Raw genomic sequence first — 23,536 nt, forward strand, 5'->3', positions numbered from 1 at the left:
GGAGCCAAAACCTGATGTCTGCATTAACCCCCGCCAGCGAAGTGATGCTGCGCCACAGTGATGAATTTACCGAACGTCGCGTGCTGTTCGCCGGTGATCTGCAAGATACGCTGCCGGCGCAATTCGAGGCCGCGGACGTACGCGTTCATACCCAGCAATATCATCATTGGCAGTTATTAAACCGTGCGATGGGTGACAACGTGCAATTCGGCCTGACGGTCGATGCAGCCTTCGTTGCCGAATGCGATACGCTGGTTTACTACTGGCCAAAGAGCAAACAGGAAGCACAATTCCAGCTGTACAATCTGCTGGCGCTGCTGCCGGTCGGCGCAGAGATATTTGTCGTCGGTGAAAACCGCAGCGGCGTACGCAGTGCCGAACAGACCGTCGAAGGCCACGTTACGCTGGCGAAAATCGACAGCGCACGCCGCTGCGGTCTGTACCATGGCCGGATCGACGCCCAGACCACCTTCGATCTGAACGACTGGTGGGACAGCTACCCGCTGCACGATCTGGAAGTGAAAACCCTGCCAGGGGTATTTAGCCGCGACGGGCTGGACGTTGGCAGTTCACTGCTGTTGTCGACGCTGGACAAACACATGAAGGGCAAGGTGCTGGACGTCGGCTGTGGCGCTGGCGTGATGGCCAGCGTGATGGCCAGAATGTCGCCAAAGGTGAAGCTGACGCTGAGTGACGTCAACGCCGCAGCAATAGAATCCAGTCGCGCAACGCTGGCTGCCAACGGCATCGACGGCGAGGTGATCGTCAGCAACGTCTATTCCGACATTAGCGGCCGTTTCGACATGATCATCTCCAATCCGCCGTTCCACGACGGGCTGGCAACCAGCCTGACGGCGGCCGAAACCCTGATCCGCGGCGCGTTAAAACACCTGCCGATTGGCGGTCACTTACGCATCGTCGCCAACGCCTTCCTGCCGTACCCGGACATTCTGGACGCTACCTTCGGTAGCCATGAGGTATTGGCGCAGAACGGCCGCTTCAAGGTCTATCAAGCCACCGTTGGCCGCCCACCGCGTGATGCGAAGAAGAAAAAGAAATAGCATGCCCGCAATGGCAAAAAGCCGCCCGGTTAACCCTGGGCGGTTTTTTTTTGCCTGACCGGGACGCTACCAACGGCGGTGCCCGTCGCGTTGCATCAACCGTTAATGTAGGTCATGGCTTCTTCGCCATAGCGTGCCCCCGCCGCCGCCTGCAGCGGGAATACCGCCTCGATCGCCGCCAGCTCCTGTTCACTCAGGGCTATCGAGGTTGCGGCGACGTTTTCTTCCAGATAGCGCCGGCGTTTGGTACCGGGGATCGGCACAATATGTTCGCCCTGCGCCATCACCCAGGCCAATGCCAGCTGTGAGGGAGTGACGCCCTTGCTGCGTGCCAGTTCGCCGACCTTGTCCACCAGCGCCAGATTGCGGGCAAAATTATCCCCTTGAAAACGCGGATTGCTGCGGCGAAAGTCGTCCTCAGCCAGGTCGTCCGGCCGCTGAATCGCGCCGGTCAGAAAACCACGCCCCAGAGGGCTATAGGCCACAAAGCCAATCCCCAGACGCTCACAGGCCGCCAGTTGCCCCTGCTCGGCGTCGCGCGTCCACAGTGAATATTCGCTCTGTAATGCGGTAATTGGATGAACACGATGCGCCCGTTCCAGCGTTTCCACCGACGCCTCGCTCAGGCCGATATGGCGGATTTTACCCTCTGTAATCAGATCCGCCATCGTACCGACCACGTCTTCGATCGGCACCTGCGGATCGACCCGGTGCTGATAGTAAAGATCGATAGTCTCCACCCCCAGCCGCTGCAGGCTGCCTTCCACCGAGCGGCGGATGTAGGCCGGCTGGCTGCTGACGCCGCGTGCGTGCGGATCGGACGGATCGCGCACGATACCGAATTTGGTTGCCAGGAACACCAGCTCGCGCTTACCCTTGATCGCCTTGCCGATCAGTTGCTCGTTGGTATGCGGCCCATACATATCGGCGGTATCCAGCAGCGTAACGCCCAGCTCCAGCGCGCGATGCAGCGTCGCGATGGCTTCTTTTTCATCTTGATCGGTGGAGTAGAAATCGCTCATTCCCATGCAGCCCAACCCCAGCGCTGAAACGCTCGGACCCTTGGCGCCTAATTTTCGCTGTTGCATCGTTGTTACCTCATCAATCGGGTTAATGTCGATACCGAGTGTGGTTGTTGGCGCTGGAAAGATAAATAAGGCATATTGCTCAACACTGTTCAAAAAACGCTAACAATCATGGACGGCAGCATGGATCAGATCCAGGCAATGCGCATCTTCACGCGAATCGTCGAGCTGGGTAGCTTCAGCCGCGCTGCCGAGCGCCTGCAACTGCCGCGTGCCACGGTCAGCAATACGCTGAAACGACTGGAGCAGCGGCTCGGCGTGCGGCTGCTGATCCGCACCACCCGGCAGGTCAACGTCACCCACGAGGGCACCTTGTACTACCAGCGCTGCATTCAACTGTTGGGTGCGCTGGAGGAAGCCGATACGCTGTTCAGCCAGCAAAAGCTGCAGCCGTCGGGCAAAGTGCGTATCGATATGCCGCATTCGCTGGCCCGTGGCATCGTCATTCCGGCGCTGGGGGATTTCTATCAGCGCTATCCGCAAATCACCCTGGCGCTCGGTGCTAACGATAGCCATGTCGACTTGCTGCGTGAAGGGGTCGACTGCGTACTACGCGCCTGGGAAACCGAAGACGACAGCCTGATCGCCCGGCAGATCGCCGCAATGCCGCAACTGACCTGCGCCTCGCCAGCCTATTTGCAGCGCTACGGCATACCACAGTCGATCGACGATCTGCACCATCACCATGCGGTGGGCTATTTTTCTCTCGTCACCAACCGCGACTATCCGCTGGAATTCTGCCGCCATGGCGAGCTGGAGCTGCGCCAACTGCCCAGCCGGCTGAGCGTCAGCGGGGCAGATGCCTATATCAGCGGCTGCCGTGCCGGTTTGGGGCTGATACAGGCGGCGCGCTATTCGCTGTCGCCGTGGCTGAAGCGCGGCGATCTGGTGGAAGTATTGGCGGATACGCCACCACCGCCGATGCCGATTTACATCATGTATCCCCCCGGCCGCTTCCTTGCCCCTCGCGTGCGGGTGCTGATCGATTGGCTGATTACGCTGTTCGACGCGCATCAGCGGCAACGAGATGACGCTTTTTCCAGCAAACGCCCGCAATCACTGAAATAACAGTTGACGTCCACGCCAAAATCTCTAGAATTCGCCCCCGTGGTGACATTATTACGGTAATGTTTCTGGTACGCGAAGGTGGCGGAATTGGTAGACGCGCTAGCTTCAGGTGTTAGTGTCCTTACGGACGTGAGGGTTCAAGTCCCTCTCTTCGCACCAAATAACCACGCGATTGACATTTATATTGCACAGCATCTGTGCGAAGGTGGCGGAATTGGTAGACGCGCTAGCTTCAGGTGTTAGTGTTCTTACGGACGTGAGGGTTCAAGTCCCTCTCTTCGCACCACGCTGGTGACAATATAAATCAAATCGACGCAACAACATCGGCTGTGCGAAGGTGGCGGAATTGGTAGACGCGCTAGCTTCAGGTGTTAGTGTCCTTACGGACGTGAGGGTTCAAGTCCCTCTCTTCGCACCAATCGATGCTCTCTCCGGCAGTACCTCATTCAACTTTCCCTGTAAGCACAAGAAACAACACGTTTAAACGTGGTTTTGTGGTATTCAGTCGAGATTCAAATGCAGCCCAATTGCCGCCAGACCGCCCGCTAGCGCCATGCAGGACGGCAACAGCAGATAGTGTCGCCAGCGGCTGTTGAACAGCATCACCAGCGTCGCCAGCATGGCAATGACGATCAAACTGCGCAATTGCGTCATGTCCAGGTTGACCAAAGCCAGCAACGGTAACAAGGCACAGGGCAACAGTACGCCCCAGGCGCTGGCCAACCGGTCGCCCAGACACCAGCTCACTCCCCACAGCCCGCACGCGGTAATCATGGCGGCAATCATGATAACCTCACCCCTCAAGTGATAATGATAACCAATATCATATACCAGTTTTTTTCACCCCGCACCTATTTAACCGCCAACCGCTTTCCGAGATGACAGAACGGCGAAAAAATGATAGTTTGACATAAGAAAATTCTTAGATTCATCGCGCGTTAATAATCACCCGATAAAACTATAGTCAACGTCATTCGAGTTTCGTCGGCGCGGCAAATACCAGCCGTCGGCAAGACTCAGTGGCCGGGATGAGCGCATACAGCCAACCAGCATGCGGCGTGAGATATAACGGATATATTCACGCAAGTAATGTTTATCACTTGCCCAGAATTTTCAACACCCTCACTATTCGATTGGTAAAGAGTAAACTCCGTATGAACGCGCGTTCTTATCAGGAACTGCTGACCAGCAAGCATCGATTATCGTTATTCCTTTTCTTGTTGATGAATGCCGCCTCTTCAATATTTACGTTATTGATGCCATTCAAAAATACGCCGGTCATTACCTTGCCACTCATGGGGATTCCCTTATTTTGTCTGGCTGCCATGGCGTACACGGTATTTTGTCCTCGCGATTACGTGCGGAAACTGCATGGGTTCGCCGCTATTCTCGGCGTGCTGTGGGCGGCGCATATCTATTTAAAAAGCCGCTACTGCGTGCCGGATAGCCAAAATTTTTTATTAATTAGCCTATTCAGCATGTTTTTTATCAGCGCCATTGCGTTGACCGATAATTTCGTCGCTTTTTGCCTGCATTCGGTGCCTTCCGCCATCACCATTTTGCTGCTGGATGACATGAACAATACCGTGCGCATCGTGTTTACCTCGGTGCTGCCGATCATTGCTTTTTCTATCCATCACCTGATGCTCAAACGCAGCGAAGCCTTTACCCAGGCGCTGGTCGCCAACCTGTATGACGAGCGCGACAAACTCAGCGATCTCAGCATGCTCGATCCGCTTACCGGGCTGTATAACCGCCGCGGGCTGGAAAACAAGCTCAACCAGTTGCTGGCACCTACCGCCGGCCGTCACTTCGTGGTACTGCTGGATATCGATCGCTTCAAGGCCTACAACGACAACTATGGCCACACCATGGGCGATCAGGCGCTGGTACAGGTCGCCGCCGCAATCCGCGATGCGGTGCGCTCACGGGATATCGTGGTGCGCTATGGCGGGGAGGAGTTTCTGGTACTGTTGACCAACGTCAGCGAGGCCTATGCGGCGCAACTGGCAGAACGCGTGCGCCAACGGGTGTTGGGCTTGCAGATCCCGCATCGCTTCAACCAGTTGGCCATCACCAGCGTCACGCTCAGCGCCGGCATTTCGGCGCTGGAGCAACTGGACGTGAAGTCGGCTATTCGCGCCGCGGATGCCGCGCTGTACCAGGCCAAGAACAACGGTCGCAATACCATTCAACTGGCGGAAAACGCCCAGTCCGCGCCCCTGGCCTGACGCCTCAGTGTCGGCGTTGGTGGATGCCATAGAACAGCACCACGATAAAGCACAGCAGCGGCAAGACGTAAGAAATGGCGGTGCTGTAATGGTCAGCGATGGCGCCCATAAAATACGGCATGATGGCGCCGCCGACGATCGCCATGATCATGAAGGAACTGGCGCGTTTGGTATGCTTGCCCATGTTTTTCACTCCCAGGGCGAAAATGGTCGGGAACATGATCGACATAAAGAAGAATACCGCGATCAGCGCCACTACCGACACGCCGTCAATGCTCATCATCACCACCCCGCACAGCAGGATATTGATCAACGAATAGCAGGCCAGCAACGTAGCCGGTTTGACCCGCCCCATCAACCAGGTGCTGAAGAAACGGCCAATCATAAAGCAGATCATGGCAATGGACAGCAGATAGGATGCGCTCTGGTTGGACACGTCATCCCAGTGTTCGGTGGCATAGTTGATAAAGAACGCCCCGACGCCGACCTGCGCCGCCACGTAGAAGAATTGGGTAACCACCCCGCCGACAAAATGCGCATGCTGCCACAGCCCCTGCGCCACCACGCCATGCGGCAGCGGCTCGTCTTCACGAATGTCAGGCAGCCGGGTGCGGCTGAACAGCAAGGCGATGCCCAGCACCAGTACCGCAATCGCCACATAGGTCATCTTCACCATGTTTTGATCGCCGCCGCCGGCGCTTTGCGTTGCCGAAAAAAACAGCGTGCCGCCGATCATCGGGCCGATGAACTGCCCCAGCCCATTAAATGACTGCGACAGGTTCAGCCGACGTTCCGCGCCTTTCGCATCGCCCAGCACCGTGGCGTACGGATTTGCCGCCGTTTCCAGACAGCCAAGGCCACAGGCAATCACGAACAGCGCCAACAGGAATAGCGCAAAACTGTTGGCCGAAGCGGCCGGAACAAATAACAACGCGCCGACGGCATACAGGCACAGACCAACCAGAATCCCGGCCTTATAGCCGCGTTTATCCATAAAATAGCCGGCAGGCAACGCCACCAGGAAATAGGCGCCAAAATACGCCGCCTGCAATAATCCCGATTGCGCCTTGGTGACGTGCAACGTTTCCTGGAAATGTTTATTCAACACGTCCAACAGGCCATAAGACAGGCCCCACATAAAGAACAGACTGGTGACCAAAATAAAGGCCCAGCGCAGGTTGGCGCGCGCGTTGGCGACCACTTGCGCAGGCGCAGCGGTTTTATCAGCAAGCATGATATTATCCTCGTAGAGTACTTTCATACACCGGGCCGCCGCGACGATGGCACGCGTTCACCCCGGCCACGCCCTGTATCGACCTTTCCGGGGATTCGCTACACCAACCTTCTGCTGCAACTCGAATGATGTTGGCTATTATTGTTTTGCTAATGAAAATATCTGTTCCATTGCCACCCATTTTTCGCCCGGCGGCGTCCAGGGCGTGGCAACCTGGTATTGCCACATCAGCGCTTCCCAGCGCTGCACATCGGGATGATTGTTACTGGCGGCAGCAAAACGTTCGGCATCAAATTCCGCGCTGACCTCGACAATCATGAATAATCGGCTGCCGATGCGGTAAATCTCCATCTCCAGAATGCCCTGGTGGCGCAGGTGTTCGGCAATCTGCGGCCAGATGCGTTGATGATGGCGCTGATACTCGGCAATCAACGCCGGTGAATCCACCAGATCGAGCGCCTGGCAAAAACGCCGTCGGCAGGTCGCCGCGCCGCTCATGTAATAGCCCGATCGAGGTGCAGATAGCCGCCGTCTACCGACAGCCATTGGCCGGTGGTATGCGAACTGCGACTGGAAATCAGAAATACCACGGTATTGGCGATTTCCTGCGGCGTGGTCATGCGCTGTCCCAGCGGAATGCGCGCGGTGATTTTTTCCAGCTGCTGCTGTGGTTGCTCAAAAGTGTTGATCCAGCGCTGATACTGCGGGGTAATCACTTCCGCCGGCACCACCGCATTGACCCGCACGCCGTCCGCCCGTAGCGACACCGCCCACTCGCGCGTCAACGCCAGCACCGCTCCTTTGGCGGCGGTATAGCCGCTGGTGCCGCCCTGGCCGCTGAGCGCGGTTTTCGAGGCGATATTGATGATGGCGCCGTGACTGGCCCGCAGCGCCGCCTGGCACAGATGCGCCATCTGGTAATAATGCAGCAGGTTCTTTTCCAGCGATCCAAGAAACGCCTCGCGACCGGCCTCCAGCCCGACGCCGTCGTTCACCCCGGCATTGTTCACCAGACCGTCCAGCCGGCCGTACTGATCCAGCGCCTGTGACACTGCGCGCCGGCACTCCGCCTCGCTGCACAGATCGGCTATCGTCACGCTGCTGCGTGGTTGCAGGCGTTTAAGCTGGGTGAGGAAGTCATCATCCGGCATGACATTGGTGACGATAACCGGCACCGCGCCTTCTTGCGCCAGCGTCAGCGAAATCGCCGCGCCGATGCCGGAGCCGCCGCCGGTCACCATCACTACTTTATCGTTAAGATATAAATCCATCGTCAGATCCCGTTAAACCATAAATCCGGCAGGCCGTACCGCCCCAGATCGCCGCCTGCTGCGACGGGCTGAGCGTGGCCACCCCCTGCTCACATAGTTGATAAACCTGCTGATATTCACCGGCCAACAGGCACACCGGCCAGTCGGAACCGAACATCAGCCGCTGCGGGCCAAAGGCCTCCAGCGCCACCTCGAAGAAAGGCAGCAGTTGCGCGGCCTGCCAGTGACCGCCCGGCACTTCGGTGATAAGCCCCGATAGCTTGCACGCCACGTGTGGCAATGCCGCCAGCGGTGCGATCTGCCGGGCCCAGTGCGCCGCGCCGCGCGCCACGTCCGGTTTGCCGAGATGATCGAGCACCAGCCAGTGATCGTCATGGCGAGCGGCGAACGCCGCCGCCGCCGCCAGATGCCGATGCGTCACCAGCAGGTCATAGACGCAGCCGTGCCGCTGCAGCAGACGCATGCCGCGCTGCACCGCCGGCAGCGCCAGCCAGTCCGCCGGATCCGGCTCATCCTGCACCAGGTGCCTCACGCCGCACAGCAGCGGGTGGCGCGCCGCCAGACGCTCATCCAGCGCCGGCGCGGTAATGTCCAGCCAGCCAACCACGCCACACACCCCGTCAAGTTGCATCGCCTGCGCCAGCAAATCGGCATTTTCCGCCTCGCTGTGCCGTGCCTGCACCAGCAGCGCGCCGTCCAGCCGATGCTGCTGCAACAGCGGTTGCAGCTGCGCCGGGCCGAAATCCTGCTGGAGCACCGCCATCCCATCGTCGATCCATGGGTAATGCTGTGGCTGGTAGCGCCAATAATGCTGATGAGCGTCGATGCGCAACATACCTCCCCCTAACCGCGAAAGCGGTATTGCTCGATCGATTCCGGTCGCATTTCAATCGAATAGCCCGGCGCACGCGGTGGCATATAGGCCGCGCCGCGTATCTCGCACGGGTACAGGAAATGCTGATGCAGGTGATCGACGTATTCGATCACCCGCCCTTCATGGCTGCCGGCAATGCACAGAAAATCGATCATCGACAGATGCTGAACGTATTCGCACAGCCCGACGCCACCGGCGTGCGGGCATACCGGCAGGTTGTACTTGGCCGCCATCAGCATCACCGCCAACACCTCGTTAACCCCACCAAGCCGGCAGGCATCGATCTGCACCACGTCAATCGCGCCGCGCATGATGAACTGCTTGAACATGATGCGGTTCTGGCACATTTCACCGCTAGCCACCTTCACCGGATGCACTCCCTCGCGGATGCGCCGGTGCCCTTCCACGTCGTCGGGACTGGTGGGCTCTTCGATAAACCACGGCTTGGCAAAGGCCAGATGCTTCACCCACGGGATCGCTTCATCAACCTCCCAGACCTGGTTGGCGTCGATCATCAACTGACGATCCGGTCCGATCACCTCGCGCGCGATGCGCACCCGGCGAATGTCGTCCTCCAGATCGCGACCCACTTTCAGCTTGAGGTAGGAAAAACCGGCATCGACCGCCTGCTGGCACAGCCGGCGCAGCTTGTCGTCCGGATAGCCCAGCCAGCCGGCCGAGGTGGTGTAGCAGGGATAACCGTGTTCCAGCAGTTGCTCGCGCCGCTGCGCCTGGCCTGCCGCCCGATTTTTCAGCAGCGTCAACGCCTCCTGCGGCGTAATGCAGTCGGTGATGTAGCGAAAATCAATGCAGCGCACCAGCTCCTCTGGCGTCATGTCCGCCACCAGTTGCCATAGCGGCTTGCCTTCCGCCTTGGCCCACAGATCCCACAGCGCATTGATCACCGCGCCGGTGGCCAGGTGGATCGCCCCCTTGTCCGGCCCGATCCAGCGCAACTGACTGTCGCTGGTGAACTGGCGCCAGAACGCCCCCATATCGGCGGTGATGGTCGCCAACTGCTGGCCGACAATCTGGTGCTCCAGCGCACGGATCGCCGCGCAGCAGATTTCGTTGCCGCGGCCAATGGTAAACGTCAGCCCGTGACCGTTGAGATCGGCGCGATCGGTTTCCAGGATCACATAGGCTGCCGAGTAATCCGGATCCGGGTTCATGGCGTCGGAGCCATCCAGCCCCAGCGAGGTCGGGAAGCGGATATCTTCAACCCGCAGCGCGGTAATGGTGGTCATGGTCAATTCTCCTGCACCTGAACCGTTTGCTGTTGTTGTTCACCCAATCCCTCGATGCCCAGCCGCATCACCTGGCCGGGCTTGAGATAGATTGGCTGCGGTTTTTGCCCCATGCCCACCCCCGGAGGGGTGCCGGTGGAAATCACATCCCCCGGCTGCAAGCTCATAAAACGGCTCAGGTAGCTGATGATGTGCGGAATGGTAAAAATCATGGTGCTGGTATTGCCGTCCTGATAGCGCTTGCCGTCTACCTCGAGCCACAGGTTGAGCTGGTGCGGATCGACAATTTCGTCGGCGGTTACCAGCCATGGGCCGGTCGGGCCAAAGGTGTCGCAGCCCTTGCCCTTGTCCCAGGTGCCGCCGCGTTCAATCTGGAATTCACGTTCGGACACGTCGTTGATCACACAGTAGCCGGCCACGTGCTGCATGGCGTCCTGTTCGGCGATGTAGCGTCCACCCTTGCCGATCACCACGCCCAGCTCTACTTCCCAGTCGGTTTTTTGCGAACCGCGCGGGATTTCCACGTCGTCATTCGGCCCCACCACCGCGCTGGTCCACTTGTTGAACACCACGGGTTCCGCAGGGATGGCCGCGCCGGTTTCCGCCGCGTGATCGGCATAATTAAGCCCAATGCAGATAAACTTGCCGATGCCGCCGACGCAGGCGCCGATCCGCGGCTGCCCCTCCACCAACGGCAGGCTGTCGATATCCAGCCGCTGCAGTGCGGCGATGCTGTCCGGCAACAGCGCCACGCCGCCAACGTCGGCAATATGGCGTGAAAGATCGCGGATTCGCCCCTGAGGATCCAATACTCCCGGTCGTTCCTGCCCTACCTCTCCATAACGTAACAGTTTCATAATTTCCTCAATCTCAACGATAAATTTCCGCCCGACCCGCAAGCCGTGGCCAATCAGTTGCTCCAGCCGCCGTCGATAATCTGCACGGTGCCGGTGGTGTAGGAACTGGCGTCTGAGGCCAGATACAGCGCCAGTTGCGCAATCTCGCCGGTCTGACCGATGCGGCCAATCGGCTGGCGTGCAGCAAACGCCTGGTAGACGTCTTCTTCACTGCGGCCCTGTTCCCGCGCCTGTTCGGCAATGCGCTGACGCAGCGACGGTGACTCTACCGTGCCCGGACAGATGGCGTTGCAGCGTATGCCCCGGGTAACGTAGTCCGCCGCCACCGAGCGCGTCAGGCCAATCACCGCCGCCTTGGTAGCGCTGTAGGCAAAACGGTTCGGTACGCCTTTGACGCTGGAGGCCACCGAGGACATGTTGATGATCGAACCTTTCTGCTGCGTCAGCATGGCGGGCAAAAAGGCGCGGATCGTGCGGAACATCGCGGTTACGTTCAGATCGAGCGCGAACTGCCATTGCGCTTCGCTGCATTCCAGGATCGACCCGCTGTGCACTACGCCCGCACAGTTGAACAGCACGTCCAGACGACCGACGGTTTCCGCCGCGGCGGCGATGGCGTCGCCATCGGTGACATCCAGTTGCAGCGGCGTAATACCGCTGATTCCCTGTAACGAGGCGATATTGATATCGCTGGCAATCACCTCAGCGCCGGCCTCGGCAAACAGCCTGGCAGTGCTGAAACCGATCCCCTGCCCGGCGGCGGTGATCAGCACACGTTTTCCGGTTAAATCCATTGCAACTCCTTGGTCAAAAGGTCTAATGGTCAGGCCACTAAGGGCGGTTAAAGGTCAGACCTTTCACATGACAAAAGACGTTTTAAGCGTTATGGTTTGAAGAAGATGTGAATAAAAAAGATGTAAAACAGCATTTCAATTAACCAAGTTTTTACACCTGATTAACGAATACTCAAGCAGCTTGAGCAGTTTTTGTGCGCTGAATCACTTAACGCTAACGTGCCGAAGGTAAAAAATGCCGATTACCCGACTGGAAAATCCTCGTATTTACAGACAGATAGCCGACCAGCTGAAACGCCTGATCGAAAACAACGAATTCCCGCCCGGTAGTCGCCTGCCGTCGGAACGCGATCTGGCTCAGCAGTTACAGGTCAGCCGCGCCTCGGTGCGTGAGGCATTAATCGCCCTGGAAGTGATTGGTTTGGTCGACGTGAAGGTGGGTAATGGGGTGATCGTCAAGGGACTGTCACCGGCCATTACCTCACAGGAACCGGTGATGACCCAGGCCGGACGCAATCAGTGGGCCGACATCGACGACGAGCTGAACATCGAACTGGACTTTAACGCCGAGCTGCCGCCATTTTCGCTGCTGCAAACCCGTTTGCTGATCGAACCGGAAACCGCTGCGCTGGCGGCCCGACACGCCACCGATGAAGAGTTGGCGGGTATTCGCGCCGCGTATGAACAAAACTGTCGGGATAATCGGGCCGCTTCCGCCACCCACCCCGGCGATCGGCTGTTTCACATTCGCATCGCGCAGGCCAGCGGCAACCCGGCCTATGCGTTTATCATCGCCCACCTGCTCGGCCACCGCTATGGCAGCATGTTTCGCGTGTTGCAGCATCACTATACCCCGGAGGACATGCCACACCGTTCCGAGCAGGAACACCGGGCGATCCTCGCCGCCATTGAAGCCCGCGACGTTCGAGCGGCGCGTAAGGCGATGAAAACACATCTGGATGAAGTGATTGCCATCTTTACCCGGGCACAATAACCCTGCCGCGCGCCGTTACACCGCGATCCGGCGGCATGCGCTGGTCGGACAGACCGATGCCCAGCCAGCGCAACGGCGCTTAATCAACCGATTCACTCTGCCGAGGCGCGGAGATTAATCACTACAGCAGCCATGGCTGGGCAATGCCAGCCCTCGGTATCGCGTGCTCGGCGGGTTAACGTTTTGCCGTAGTGGTGGCCGTTACCGCACTAATGGCATCAATGACGTCAATGTCTGACTCCTGTTGATGGTAATTCGGAGGCATTGCACGGCTAAATACCGGTCTGCGACGGCGGTAATATACGATGAAATATATTAACCTCAATTACCGGCTTCCCCATTGCGCTATGGATATTATCTTTAATCGCCTGACACCGCGGTGGCTTTAAGCCTATCGAGGCTGTTTCAATAATTATTTTTCGGCACTCCCCCTCAGCGACTGTAATGTGATCATAAAAACGCATTGATATTCCCATTAGACGTTTTTTTATAAGGGGGTAAATCGGTGCGCTTTATCAATGAAAACCTTCCCCTGCCTGTTACCCAAATCTTAATCCGTGCTGCGCCAGACCGTCGGAAAACTGGGTATCACCGATGCTAACGGCGTCAGAACGTGCGATATCTTGGTCACCAAGATGCGCCGTTCAGCGCTATCCTGGCCACTAAACATTAACGTCAGCATTGCCGCATCCAGGCGGTTTTATTTCACAACGGAAAATTAAAAAACAACTAAGTCATGGGGTTTCTTCATTCCAATCATATAAATCACTACTTAACTCACCTTGCACTTAAATAACATTACAAAATTGTCACGGTCGTGACATGTTGCTGTTCATACTCAACGGATAATATCGCTTTCACTTACCACGGAACATGAAAAAGGATATTTACCATGCTTATGCATAGAATTTATTTCCCTTTGGCAGGCCTGCTGTTTGCCGTTTCCGGTAATGCATTTGCCGTTGCCCCCATCAAACAAAATAATATGTCGCTGGCCCTGGCAAATGCATTAGTGGAGGCCACCCTGTCCAGTTGCCATGGGCAAGGCCGTTCAGCCGTGGTTACCGTCATCGACCGCGGTGGTAACCTGTTGGCACTGCAACGTGACGATAATGTCGGCCCACATAATACCGAAGCCGCCCGCAAAAAGCGTTCACCGCCCTTTCAACCAAAACCCCGTCCCGGCAACTCGCCGAAAACGCCAGAAGTCAGCCTGAATCAGCGAACTTGACCACTGTCGATAGCCTGCTGCCGATCGGTGGCGGTGTCCCGGTAAAAATCGGCGATAAGGTGATTGGTGCGATCGGTGTCGGCGGCTCTGGCGGCGCGGCCTCCGACGAGGCCTGTGCCTTACAGGCGATCAAACAGGTTCTGCCCGCCGGTGAATAATATTTTTTAGTCACTACAGCAAGCCGTTGATTATCAATAAGGAGAGAACATGATGAAAACAAAAATGCTATTTACCGGGCTGTTGCTCAACGCCGCGCTCAACGCCACGGCCTTTGCCGCGACCAACCCGCTGAGCGTGCATGTACTTAATCTGCAAGACGGCCTGCCCTCCGCCGGCGTGAGCGTCATGCTGGAAAAGCAGGAAGGCAATAAATGGGTGCATCTCAGCGATGGCGTGACCAACAAACAAGGCCGTATTACCGCGCTTTACCCGGCCGATAACGCCATTGAAAAGGGTAACTATCGCGTTACCTTCAAAACCGGCGAATGGTTTGACAAGCATAATACCGCGACCTTTTTCCCTGAGGTTCCGGTGATTTTCAAAGCCGACGGTTCTGTGCCTCACTACCATATTCCGCTGCTGCTTAGCCCCTATGGCTTCTCCAGCTATCGCGGGAATTGATTTATTGCGCAACCCCGTGAGCGCGCCAGGGAGAAGTCAACCGATCTGGTGACAACGGGCCGGTTCGCTTCTCCTTTTCTGCCATTCACTTTCTCTTTCCCCAGGCACTACGCCAATAACCCGCGGGTAGTACAGCCCCTATCACGGGTCTTCCGACGGCGTAATAAAGTGCCATATCTTGCCATTTTTCAAATGCCAACGGGGTAATATGGCATTACACTGAAAGGCTGATTTCCCACCCTGTCGCCTTTTAATATGGATAACGATCGTTGAAGAACATTCTCTCTGTTTCCCTGCTGGTGCTGGGCCTGTGCGGCGCGCCGCTGGCTGCCTACGCCGCAACGCCGCAACTGACTTCACAGATCGTCGATCAATATGCCGAGCATATATTCTACAACAGCGGTGCGACCGGCATGGCGCTGGTGGTGATCGACGGCAATCAGGTGGTTAACCGCAGCTTTGGCGATACCAAACCCGGCAATAACCTGCGCCCACGCCCGGACTCACTGATCCGCATCGCCTCCATCACCAAGCTGATGACCAGCGAAGTGATGGTAAAAATGGCGGCGCAAGGCCAGGTCAAACTGACCGACCCACTGCGTAAATACGCGCCACGCGGTGCCTATGTGCCGAGCTATAATGCGCGCCAGCCAATCACCCTGTTGAATCTGGCGACGCACACCAGTGGCTTACCGCGTGAGCAACCGGGCAAGAAACCGCCGAAAACACCGGTGTTCGTCTGGCCGACCAAGGCGCAACGCTGGCAATGGCTGGAACATGCCAAAATCACCGTGCCGCCGGGGGTACATGCCGCCTATTCCAATCTGGCGTACGATTTACTGGCCGACGCGCTGTCACGCGCGGCGGGCAAGTCATACAACGCATTATTGAAAGAAAAAATCACCGGACCGCTGGGAATGGTCGATACCACGCTGACGCCGAGCGCCGAACAGTGCTCACGTCTGATGGTCGCCGCCGCCGGGCCGAGCGCCTGCCGTGATACCACTGCCGCCGCCGGCAGCGGCGGTGTCTATTCCACTCCGCGCGATATGCAGCGCTGGATGCAGCAATTCCTGTCCTCACAGGCGTTTGGGCCGCGCAAGCCCACCGCTGCCAACGAGCAGACCATGTACTTCCAGCGCCGCGATCTGGTATCGCTGAAAGGCATGGACGTACCGGGTCAGGCGGATGCATTGGGATTAGGCTGGGTGTATATGGCACCTAAGGACGGACTGCCGGGCATTATCCAGAAGACCGGCGGCGGCGGCGGTTTCATCACCTATATGGCCATGTCACCACAGCACAATGTCGGCGTTTTCGTAGTGGTTACCCGTTCCGAATTGAGTAAATTCACCAATATGAGCGATCCGGTCAACCGGCTGGTCAGCGATCTGGTGGCCAACAAAGGGTAGTAACGCAGCAACCGGCGCGCTCTCGCGCCGGTTGTCTGTCACGCCAGCGCCGCCATTTCATGCTTTACCGGGTGGAAGTTGCGCTTGAAGTAGATCAGACCGTGGCCACTGTCGCTCAGCACGATCTGTTTGATCTCCACCAAATAGACCTGATGGGTGCCGATGCTCTGGATTTGCGCGATCTCCCCTTCCAGGCTGGCGAGAGTATTGCACAGCAGTGGCTGGCCAAGCGGCCCCTGATGCCACACCTCCTGGCGGAAGCGCTCTTCCATGCTGACACCGGTCATGCCGGCAAAGTGGCGCGCCATCAGCTCCTGCTGGTGGTTAAGCACATTGACGCACAGCTTGCCGTTCTCTTGAAATACCGGGTTCATCGCGCTGTTGCGGTTGATACACACCATCAGCGTCGGCGGGCTATCGGTTACCGAACAGACCGCAGTAGCGGTAATGCCGCAGCGCCCCGCCGGGCCGTCGGTGGTGACGATATTCACCGCCGCCGACAGGCTGGCCATCGCATCGCGAAAACGCAGCCGGTGTTCATTTTCCTGAGACATACACACCTCCAAGACCAAACTATTTCAACAGGTTGTCTAACTGATTGATATCGCCGTTGTTATGCAGATGCGGCACCGTCCAGCCGTGTCTATCGTAATCAGACAGGCAGCGATCGACCATTTGCATCATCTGATCCATGCTGCCGGAAGTTTGCGCGTGACGCAGACACTGCAGGCGGATCTCGTCCTGGCTACCGGCATAGTTGATCTCATACAGTTCGTGACGGCCACCGAACTCACTGCCGATGGCATCCCACATCAGCTTGAGGATCTTGATGCGCTCAACGTGATCCATGCCGTTCGAGCCGCGCACGTACTGCGCCAGATACTTGTCGATCGCCGGATTGTCCATGTCGCGCACGCTGGAAGGCAGGTAGATCAGTCCGCTGGTGACGTTCTTTTCGATGATGTGCTTCACTTTGGTATAGGCCATCGGCGCCATCACGCGATAGGTTTGCAGCGCGGCCGAATCCGGCAGATAGGCGCCGTTTTGCCACTCGGTGGCTTCGGCACACATCGCATCGCTCAGCGACCAGAACAGGTTGCGCCAGGCCACCACTTCGCCCAGATCGGCCTGCACGCCACGGAACTCCAGTACCCCGGTGCAACCGAGGCTTTTTTGCAGCAACGCAGTGATAAAATCCATCTTCACCGCCAAACGTACACAGGCCTGCAATGGGAACAGGCGCGCAAAGCCGCCTTCGGTACTCCAGCGGCGGCAGCGATCGAAGTCGCGATAGATCAGCACGTTTTCCCACGGGATCAGTACATGATCCATCACCAGGATCGCATCGTTCTCGTCGAAGCGGCTGCTGAGTGGATAATCGAACGGCGATCCGGTAGCGCCAGCCACCAACTCGTATGATGCACGTGAGATAAGCTTGACCCCTTCGGCATCCATCGGCGCAACGAACATCAGCGCGAAGTCCGGGTTATCGCCCATTACCTGCGCCGAACCGAAGCCAATAAAGTTGTAGTGGGTCAGGGCCGAGTTGGTCGCAACCACCTTGGCACCGCTGACCACAATGCCGGCGTCGGTTTCTTTTTCCACCTTGATGAACACGTCCTTCACCTCGTTGACCGGCTTGTGACGGTCGATCGGCGGATTGACGATGGCGTGGTTAAAGTACAGGCCGGTTTCCTGAATACGCTGATACCAGTGGCGCGCATTGTCGGCAAACTGACCATAAAATTCAGGATTTGCGCCTAATGCGCTGCCAAAAGCGGCTTTATAGTCCGGCGTTCGCCCCATCCAGCCGTAGCTTTGGCGCGACCAGTCGGCGATGGCATCACGCTGTTGGCGCATCTCCTGTGGGCTACGGGCATAGCGAAAGAATTTATGGGTATAACCGCCGTTGCCGGTGTCGGTGCCCCAGCACAGGCGATCGTGGCTGGCCGGCGCGTGCAGTGCGTCATACAGCTGGCCGACGGACGCCGCCGCGTTGCGAAAGGCAGGGTGCGTGGTGACGTCCTTTACCCGCTGGCCGTAGATGTAAATTTCGCGGCCATCTTGCAGGCTTTTCAGGTATTCGGCTCCGGTAAATGGGCGCTTGGCATCAGCACGGAAATCTTCTGGTTTCATTGCATCTTCCTCGTAATCGGCAGTTTAAGACCGTTGGCTCGGTCATTGTTAAAATAATGTTTTTATTTGGTTGCTTAATTGAAGCTGCCGAGTGCGGTTTCGAGAAGAGACTTTTGCGGCAATCGCCGGTACTTTTCGGTGAGGATCGCCGCCAGAGCGGCAAACTGTGACACAGGTACGCTATGGCCGCCGCGCTGTCGGCGACGGCCTGCTTTAACGCGAGCGGTAACTCGATGGCGAGCAGCCTTCCAATCGATTGAAAAATCGTGCGAAATAGGCCGGATCCTTGAATCCCAGATCGTAGGCGGTTTCATGCACCGTGCAGGCACCGAACAATAGCAGCCGCTTCGCTTCGCGCAAGATCCGGTCAAAGATCAGCCGCTTGGGTGAGCGGTTGGCAAATCGCCGACACAAATCGTTGAGCCGCGACTCCGTCACCCCCAGCGCCTGTGCATATTCCGGCACCGGCAAGTGTTCGCGAAAGCGCTCATCCACCATTTTGTTGAAGCGCTGGAATATTTTCAGCTCGCCACGCACGCCGGTGGTGGCAGAATCCTCCAGATCGGTATTGCGCAGCAACAGCGTGAACACCGCCTGCGCCAGCAATGCCAGCGTTGACCCGCGAGCGGCCAGGTTGCCGGCAAACTCGCGACGGATCAGCGCCCAATAATGGCTGAGCGCCGTCAGTTCTTGCGGCACAGCGGCCAATGACAGGCAGATACCTGGCATATCCAGCGCCAGATTACTGCCGGGATACAGTCGCTCCAGCAGTGGCCAGATCAGTTCCTGGCGCACCGTCAGCACGTGTCCGTCGCTGTCGGGTTCGGTGAAAAAGGCATGCGGTACCGACGGTGGCGTCAGAATGAACAGCGGCGCCTGCACTGAATAATGCTGATCGTCCAGCTGCAGCTCGATTTTGCCGGTTTCCAGAAAATGCACCTGAAAAAAACTGTCATGCCAGTGCACCTGCATATCGCGGCCAAAAAACGCCGCCAGTCCGGCAAAGGTTTCGTAATGCACCTCATCTGCGGCGTAGCGCGCATCGTACTCCTTGCAAATATCGATGTTGGCGATAAAGCCGGTACTTTTCTGCACCTGTTGACTCCTCTGGTTTACCGGTGACTATGCCGTTGCGCGTGGGCGCGACGCCTTCATCGGGATCCGCCATACCAACAGCGCGCCGATCACCAGCAGCGCCGCCACGAAATACAGCCCGGCGTTGAAGCTGCCGGTGAGATCCTTGAGCCAGCCGATCAACAGCGGGCTGACCGCCGATCCGATATTGCCGGTGGCATTGATCACCGCGATCCCTATCGCACGCGCTTCCAGGCTGATCGACCGATCGGGGGTGGTCCAGAAGATCGCCATCGCGGTAAACGAGCCGACCGACGCCATGATGATGCCAAACAGCTGGATCAGGCTGTGATCGGTGGCCGACGCCAGCAGCCAGCCGGCGGCGGCAAACAGATAGGGCAATGCGGTATGGTGTTTGCGCTCCTGTAGTCGATCCGATCGTTTGCTCCACCACACCATGCCGGCGATGGTACAGATCTGCGGGATCGCCGCCAAAATGCCGATGGTGATATTGCTGCTACTCTGGTTAAAACTTTGCAGGATCTGCGGCGTCCAGATATTGATCGCACTGAGGGTATTGGTCAGGCAGAAATATGCCAGCGTATACGCCAGCACGATCGGCGTGAAGATTTCACGCCACAGGCTGCGCTGCTGCAATGCCTGGTGGCTGCGTGGCCCTTCCGGTTGCACCAGCGTCAGCCGGTCGGCGGCCATCATCGCCTGCAGGCTGGTTTTTTCCTCGTCCGTCAGCCATTTGGCCTTCGCCGGCGTATCGTCGAGGTAGAACCACACCGCCACGCCGAGGATCACCGACGGGATGCCTTCCAGCAGGAACAGCCACTGCCAGCCTTTCAGATCCAGCACACCGTCCAGCGCCAGGATGTAGCCTGAAACCAGCGAACCGATCGCCATGGTCACCGGCATGGCGATCATGAACAGCGCGTTGGCGCGGGCGCGGTAAAACGCCGGGAACCAGTAAGTGAGGTACACCAGAATGCCTGGCAGAAAACCGGCTTCGGTGATGCCGACGATCATGCGCAGCACGTACAGACTGGTCGGCCCGGTGGCGAACAGCGTGCAGGTGGAGGCGATGCCCCACAACACCATGATGGTGGCTATCCAGCGGCGCGCACCAACGATGCTCAGCATCATGTTGCTGGGGATACCGAAAATCACGTAAGTCACGTAAAACAGCGTGGCCGCCAAGCCGAACATGGTCGAACTAAGCCCAAGATCCTTGCCCATGGTCAGACCGGCAAAGCCGATGTTGATGCGGTCGAGGAACGAGAAAACAAACAGTACAAACAAGAACACGATCAGGCGCCGAAACAACTTTTTAATCACCGATTGCTCGGCGGCGGTTAACGCTTTATGTTGCTGCGCCGGATTGGCCGGCGCGATCGAATCGACGTGGTTCATATCAGTAGACCCCGGAAGGTTGCGTCGGCGAGTTACCCGGCTTGAAACGGCCGGCCAATGCTTCGGCTGCGCGCGCCAGCAACGTGGTATCGACCCCAACGGCGACAAACAGCGCGCCGGATTCCAGATAGTGCTGCGCCAGATCGGGCTGCGCCATCAGGATGCCCGGCGCTTTGCCGGCGGCGCAAATGCGCGCAATGGCGTCGTCAATGGTGCGCTGCACCTGCGGATGCTGCGGATTGCCAGCAAAGCCCATATCGGCGCTGAGATCGGCCGGGCCAATGAAAACCCCATCCACGCCGTCCACCTGTAAAATTTCATCCAGGTTTTTCACCGCTTCGCGGGTTTCTATCTGCACCAGCACGCACATCTGCGCGTCGGCGGCCTGCAGGTAGTTCGGCACCCGGTTCCAGCGCGACGCGCGCGCCAGCGCACTGCCCACGCCCCGTATGCCCTGCGGTGGGTAGCGGGTAGCACGCACCGCGTCCCGCGCCTGTTCGGCATTTTGGATCATCGGGATCAGCAGGGTTTGCGCGCCGATGTCCAGCAGTTGCTTGATCACCACCGGATCGTTCCACGGCGGGCGCACCACCGGCTGCACCGGATACGGTGCCACCGCCTGCAACTGGCCGAGTACCGTCTGCACGTTGTTGGGGGCGTGTTCGCCGTCGATCAGCAACCAGTCAAATCCGGCCCCGGCGAGCAGTTCCGCGCTGTAACTGCTGCACAGCCCTAGCCACAGACCGATCTGTGGGCGTTTTTGCTGCATCGCCTGCTTGAAGGCATTGGTTAACATGATGTTCTCCTTGTTGACTGCCGGCGTTAGACAAAGCGGCAGCTGATACAACCCATCTGGCCATAATCCACGTGGAAGGTGTCGCCGCGCCGCGCCGCTACCGGCCGGGTAAACGATCCGCCGAGGATGATCTGCCCGGCCTCCAGTTCCACGTCATGCGGGAACAGTTTGTTCGCCAGCCAGGCAACGCCGTTGGCCGGGTGGTTGAGCACCGCAGCCGCAACCCCAGACTCCTCGATCACCCCGTTGCGATACAGCAGTGCCGATATCCAGCGTAGATCCAGGGCGTCCGGTCTGATCGGCCGCCCGCCCAGCACCACGCCGGCGTTGGCCGCGTTGTCGGAGATGGTGTCGAACACTTTGCGCGGTCGCTGGGTTTGCGGATCGACGTTATGGCTGCGTGCGTCAATGATCTCCAGCGCCGGGATGACATAGTCGGTGGCGTTGTAGACGTCGAACAGCGTGCAGTTCGGCCCGCGCAGCGGTTTGGCCAGCACGAACGCCAGCTCCACTTCGACGCGCGGCACGATAAAGCGATCAAGGGGGATGTCACCGCCGTCGTTAAAGAACATATCGTCCAGCAACGCGCCGTAGTCCGGCTCGCTGATTTGCGAACTGACCTGCATGGCACGTGACGTCAGGCCAATCTTGTGCCCCTTCAACTGCCGCCCTTCGGCGATCTTCAGCGCTACCCATTGCCGTTGAATGGCATAGGCGTCCTCGAGCGTCATCTCTGGGTGATCCAGCGACAGTGCGCGGATCTGCTCCCGATTTTGTTCCGCCTGATGCAGGCGTTGTACGGCACGGCTCAAAACGTCTTTATCCAGCATTTACGGCCCCTTGCTCACTCGTTACGCAATAGCGCGTGTACGTTGTTCTGCTTGTAATTCAGCAGCGGATCCAGTTCTTCAATGGTGAACGACAGCGCCAGATAGCGGCTGGCCATCAGCGCGGCGAAATGCTGCCCGATCAGGTCGAACAGCATCTCGCCCACCTGTTGTCGGCTGTCCAGGCTGCGACCGTGGCCGATTTTCAACGTCATGTGTACAAAGGCGTAGTCATGCTGGCCGTCGGCCATCTGCCAGGTATCCAGCCAGATGGCGCGGCTGCGCACCCCGGCCAGCGGGAAAATACCGGTATCGGCCAATGCCTGGTTGACCTTGGCGAACAGCCCAGGTAAATCAGCCTCTGCGCGGATATTGTCAGTACATTCAGCGTAAAAATGTGGCATGCGGCACCTCAAGCGTCGGCGGGCAGAGGAAAAACGGCATTAACCTGCCCGGTGCCGGAACTGGCGAACAGCGGGGTGATAAACTCTACCTTGCCGTCATAGTTATCCCAGCCAAGCAGGCCCAACAGCATCACGGTGTCGTGCATATTGCCTTCGCCATAGCAGTAGTCGGCGTATTCGGGCAGCATTTCGCAAAACTCGCGAAAACGCCCTTCTTCCCACAGTTTCACCACCCGTTGGTCCATTTGCCGATCGAACTGGCGGGTGTAGCTGTTCATCCCCTGTTCGGCACGTTGATCGTCGATAAAGCGATGCGACAGCGAGCCGCTGGCCAACACCGCTACGGTGCCGTCGTATTGTTCAATCGCGCTCCCGATCGCTTCGCCCAGACGGCGGCTGTCGGCAAAGTCGTGCACCGTACAGAAGGCGGAAATCGACACCACCTTGAAGTGCCGATCGGCGTTCATATAACGCATCGGCACCAGCGTGCCGTACTCCAGCTTGAGGCTCGGGATATCATGCGCCTTGGCGCGTACCCCGAGCTTGCAGGCCTCGTCGGCGATCAGCTGTCCGAGCTGCGGATTGCCGTCATATTCATAGCTCATGTCGCGAATGAAGTGCGGCAGTTCGTTGCTGGTGTAAACGCCCTGAAAATGCGCGCTGCAATTGATGTGATAGGCGCTGTTCACCAGCCAGTGCGTATCGAACACGATAATGGTATCAACGCCCATTTCACGGCAGCGGGCGCTGATTTCCCGATGGCCGTCGATCGCCGCCTGGCGGCAACCGTGATTTTTGCCCGGCAGTTCGGACAGGTACATTGATGGGACGTGTGTAATCTTTGCTGCCAACGCTAACTTACCCATAGGTCCTCCTCCCCCGCATCCTTCGCATCGCCGC

Annotated in this window: 23 protein-coding genes, 3 tRNA genes and 1 pseudogene; 10 read left to right on the plus strand and 17 right to left on the minus strand. The window is 58.1% G+C overall.

Features of this window, described 5'->3' with window-relative positions; translation table 11 throughout:
• Positions 1-14: 14 nt before the first annotated feature.
• On the plus strand, positions 15-1,061 hold the full coding sequence (gene rsmC / locus NYE85_RS01185) for a 16S rRNA (guanine(1207)-N(2))-methyltransferase RsmC (protein ID WP_259002509.1): 1,047 nt from the start codon (positions 15-17) through the stop codon (positions 1,059-1,061).
• Positions 1,062-1,156: 95 nt separating this feature from the next.
• Here rsmC and NYE85_RS01190 read toward each other — a convergent pair whose 3' ends face one another.
• Positions 1,157-2,149, minus strand: a complete 993-nt coding sequence (locus NYE85_RS01190) for an aldo/keto reductase (protein WP_259002510.1) — start codon at positions 2,147-2,149, stop codon at positions 1,157-1,159.
• A gap of 120 nt (positions 2,150-2,269) precedes the next feature.
• Here NYE85_RS01190 and NYE85_RS01195 point away from each other — a divergent pair, with 120 nt between their 5' ends.
• The 4 genes from NYE85_RS01195 (at position 2,270) to NYE85_RS01210 (ending at position 3,632) form a co-directional block, all read left to right on the plus strand.
• Positions 2,270-3,214 (plus strand): LysR family transcriptional regulator, encoded by a 945-nt coding sequence (locus tag NYE85_RS01195; protein ID WP_259002511.1) that lies wholly within the window; start codon positions 2,270-2,272, stop codon positions 3,212-3,214.
• Positions 3,215-3,286: 72 nt separating this feature from the next.
• A tRNA-Leu gene (locus NYE85_RS01200) sits at positions 3,287-3,373 on the plus strand.
• A gap of 40 nt (positions 3,374-3,413) precedes the next feature.
• Positions 3,414-3,500 (plus strand) — tRNA-Leu (locus NYE85_RS01205).
• A 45-nt stretch (positions 3,501-3,545) separates the two neighbouring features.
• Positions 3,546-3,632: transfer RNA gene (locus NYE85_RS01210), tRNA-Leu, on the plus strand.
• Positions 3,633-3,715: 83 nt separating this feature from the next.
• On the opposite strand, the gene NYE85_RS01215 is transcribed toward NYE85_RS01210, so the two are convergent.
• Positions 3,716-4,000, minus strand: a complete 285-nt coding sequence (locus NYE85_RS01215; RefSeq protein ID WP_259002512.1) for a DUF1435 domain-containing protein — start codon at positions 3,998-4,000, stop codon at positions 3,716-3,718.
• Between the two features lie 368 nt (positions 4,001-4,368).
• Between NYE85_RS01215 and NYE85_RS01220 the strand changes: the two genes are divergently transcribed.
• Complete coding sequence (locus NYE85_RS01220; RefSeq protein WP_259002513.1) at positions 4,369-5,445, plus strand: diguanylate cyclase; 1,077 nt, start codon at positions 4,369-4,371, stop codon at positions 5,443-5,445.
• A 4-nt stretch (positions 5,446-5,449) separates the two neighbouring features.
• Here NYE85_RS01220 and fucP read toward each other — a convergent pair whose 3' ends face one another.
• From fucP to NYE85_RS01255, 7 genes are all read right to left on the minus strand, one after another.
• The gene (gene fucP / locus NYE85_RS01225; RefSeq protein ID WP_259002514.1) at positions 5,450-6,679 is read right to left on the minus strand and encodes an L-fucose:H+ symporter permease; all 1,230 of its coding nucleotides are present in this window, start codon (positions 6,677-6,679) and stop codon (positions 5,450-5,452) included.
• A 138-nt stretch (positions 6,680-6,817) separates the two neighbouring features.
• On the minus strand, positions 6,818-7,177 hold the full coding sequence (locus NYE85_RS01230; protein WP_259002515.1) for an L-rhamnose mutarotase: 360 nt from the start codon (positions 7,175-7,177) through the stop codon (positions 6,818-6,820).
• Entirely contained in the window at positions 7,174-7,950 is a 777-nt protein-coding gene (locus NYE85_RS01235; RefSeq protein ID WP_259002516.1) for an SDR family oxidoreductase, read from the minus strand. Before NYE85_RS01235 ends, NYE85_RS01230 begins: the two co-directional genes overlap by 4 nt.
• Positions 7,934-8,785 (minus strand): amidohydrolase, encoded by an 852-nt coding sequence (locus tag NYE85_RS01240; RefSeq protein WP_259002517.1) that lies wholly within the window; start codon positions 8,783-8,785, stop codon positions 7,934-7,936. The genes NYE85_RS01235 and NYE85_RS01240 overlap by 17 nt, the downstream gene beginning before the upstream one ends.
• Positions 8,786-8,793: 8 nt before the next feature.
• Positions 8,794-10,071, minus strand: a complete 1,278-nt coding sequence (locus NYE85_RS01245) for an L-fuconate dehydratase (RefSeq protein ID WP_259002518.1) — start codon at positions 10,069-10,071, stop codon at positions 8,794-8,796.
• A gap of 2 nt (positions 10,072-10,073) precedes the next feature.
• Positions 10,074-10,928 carry a fumarylacetoacetate hydrolase family protein gene (locus NYE85_RS01250; protein WP_259002519.1) on the minus strand — a complete coding sequence of 285 codons (855 nt, stop codon included), beginning with the start codon at positions 10,926-10,928 and terminating at the stop codon, positions 10,074-10,076.
• 53 nt (positions 10,929-10,981) lie between these two features.
• Entirely contained in the window at positions 10,982-11,722 is a 741-nt protein-coding gene (locus NYE85_RS01255; RefSeq protein WP_259002520.1) for an SDR family oxidoreductase, read from the minus strand.
• Positions 11,723-11,957: 235 nt separating this feature from the next.
• On the opposite strand from NYE85_RS01255, the gene NYE85_RS01260 reads away from it, so the two are divergent.
• The 4 genes and pseudogenes from NYE85_RS01260 to ampH all read left to right on the plus strand — a co-directional run bounded on the left by NYE85_RS01260 (position 11,958) and on the right by ampH (position 15,980).
• On the plus strand, positions 11,958-12,716 hold the full coding sequence (locus NYE85_RS01260) for a FadR/GntR family transcriptional regulator (RefSeq protein WP_259002521.1): 759 nt from the start codon (positions 11,958-11,960) through the stop codon (positions 12,714-12,716).
• Between the two features lie 985 nt (positions 12,717-13,701).
• Positions 13,702-14,105, plus strand: a pseudogene (locus tag NYE85_RS01265) (heme-binding protein).
• Between the two features lie 52 nt (positions 14,106-14,157).
• Positions 14,158-14,568, plus strand: coding sequence for a hydroxyisourate hydrolase (gene uraH / locus NYE85_RS01270; protein ID WP_259002790.1), 411 nt, complete (start codon positions 14,158-14,160; stop codon positions 14,566-14,568).
• Between the two features lie 269 nt (positions 14,569-14,837).
• Complete coding sequence (gene ampH / locus NYE85_RS01275; RefSeq protein ID WP_259002522.1) at positions 14,838-15,980, plus strand: D-alanyl-D-alanine-carboxypeptidase/endopeptidase AmpH; 1,143 nt, start codon at positions 14,838-14,840, stop codon at positions 15,978-15,980.
• Positions 15,981-16,018: 38 nt separating this feature from the next.
• On the opposite strand, the gene NYE85_RS01280 is transcribed toward ampH, so the two are convergent.
• The 8 genes from NYE85_RS01280 to hpaD all read right to left on the minus strand — a co-directional run bounded on the left by NYE85_RS01280 (position 16,019) and on the right by hpaD (position 23,502).
• Positions 16,019-16,534 (minus strand): 4-hydroxyphenylacetate 3-monooxygenase reductase subunit, encoded by a 516-nt coding sequence (locus NYE85_RS01280; RefSeq protein WP_259002523.1) that lies wholly within the window; start codon positions 16,532-16,534, stop codon positions 16,019-16,021.
• A gap of 19 nt (positions 16,535-16,553) precedes the next feature.
• On the minus strand, positions 16,554-18,116 hold the full coding sequence (gene hpaB, locus NYE85_RS01285; RefSeq protein ID WP_259002524.1) for a 4-hydroxyphenylacetate 3-monooxygenase, oxygenase component: 1,563 nt from the start codon (positions 18,114-18,116) through the stop codon (positions 16,554-16,556).
• Positions 18,117-18,329: 213 nt separating this feature from the next.
• The gene (hpaA, locus tag NYE85_RS01290) at positions 18,330-19,211 is read right to left on the minus strand and encodes a 4-hydroxyphenylacetate catabolism regulatory protein HpaA (protein WP_259002525.1); all 882 of its coding nucleotides are present in this window, start codon (positions 19,209-19,211) and stop codon (positions 18,330-18,332) included.
• A 27-nt stretch (positions 19,212-19,238) separates the two neighbouring features.
• The gene (hpaX, locus tag NYE85_RS01295; protein WP_259002526.1) at positions 19,239-20,609 is read right to left on the minus strand and encodes a 4-hydroxyphenylacetate permease; all 1,371 of its coding nucleotides are present in this window, start codon (positions 20,607-20,609) and stop codon (positions 19,239-19,241) included.
• 1 nt (position 20,610) lies between these two features.
• Entirely contained in the window at positions 20,611-21,405 is a 795-nt protein-coding gene (hpaI, locus tag NYE85_RS01300; RefSeq protein ID WP_259002527.1) for a 4-hydroxy-2-oxoheptanedioate aldolase, read from the minus strand.
• 26 nt (positions 21,406-21,431) lie between these two features.
• Positions 21,432-22,235: a 2-oxo-hept-4-ene-1,7-dioate hydratase gene (gene hpaH / locus NYE85_RS01305; protein WP_259002528.1), complete on the minus strand. Its 804-nt coding sequence runs from the start codon at positions 22,233-22,235 to the stop codon at positions 21,432-21,434.
• A gap of 14 nt (positions 22,236-22,249) precedes the next feature.
• Positions 22,250-22,636: a 5-carboxymethyl-2-hydroxymuconate Delta-isomerase gene (locus NYE85_RS01310; protein ID WP_259002529.1), complete on the minus strand. Its 387-nt coding sequence runs from the start codon at positions 22,634-22,636 to the stop codon at positions 22,250-22,252.
• An 8-nt stretch (positions 22,637-22,644) separates the two neighbouring features.
• Positions 22,645-23,502, minus strand: a complete 858-nt coding sequence (gene hpaD, locus NYE85_RS01315; protein WP_259002530.1) for a 3,4-dihydroxyphenylacetate 2,3-dioxygenase — start codon at positions 23,500-23,502, stop codon at positions 22,645-22,647.
• Positions 23,503-23,536 lie beyond the last annotated feature (34 nt).

Source organism: Serratia sp. AKBS12 (genome assembly GCF_024793895.1).
Taxonomy (GTDB): domain Bacteria; phylum Pseudomonadota; class Gammaproteobacteria; order Enterobacterales; family Enterobacteriaceae; genus Serratia_F.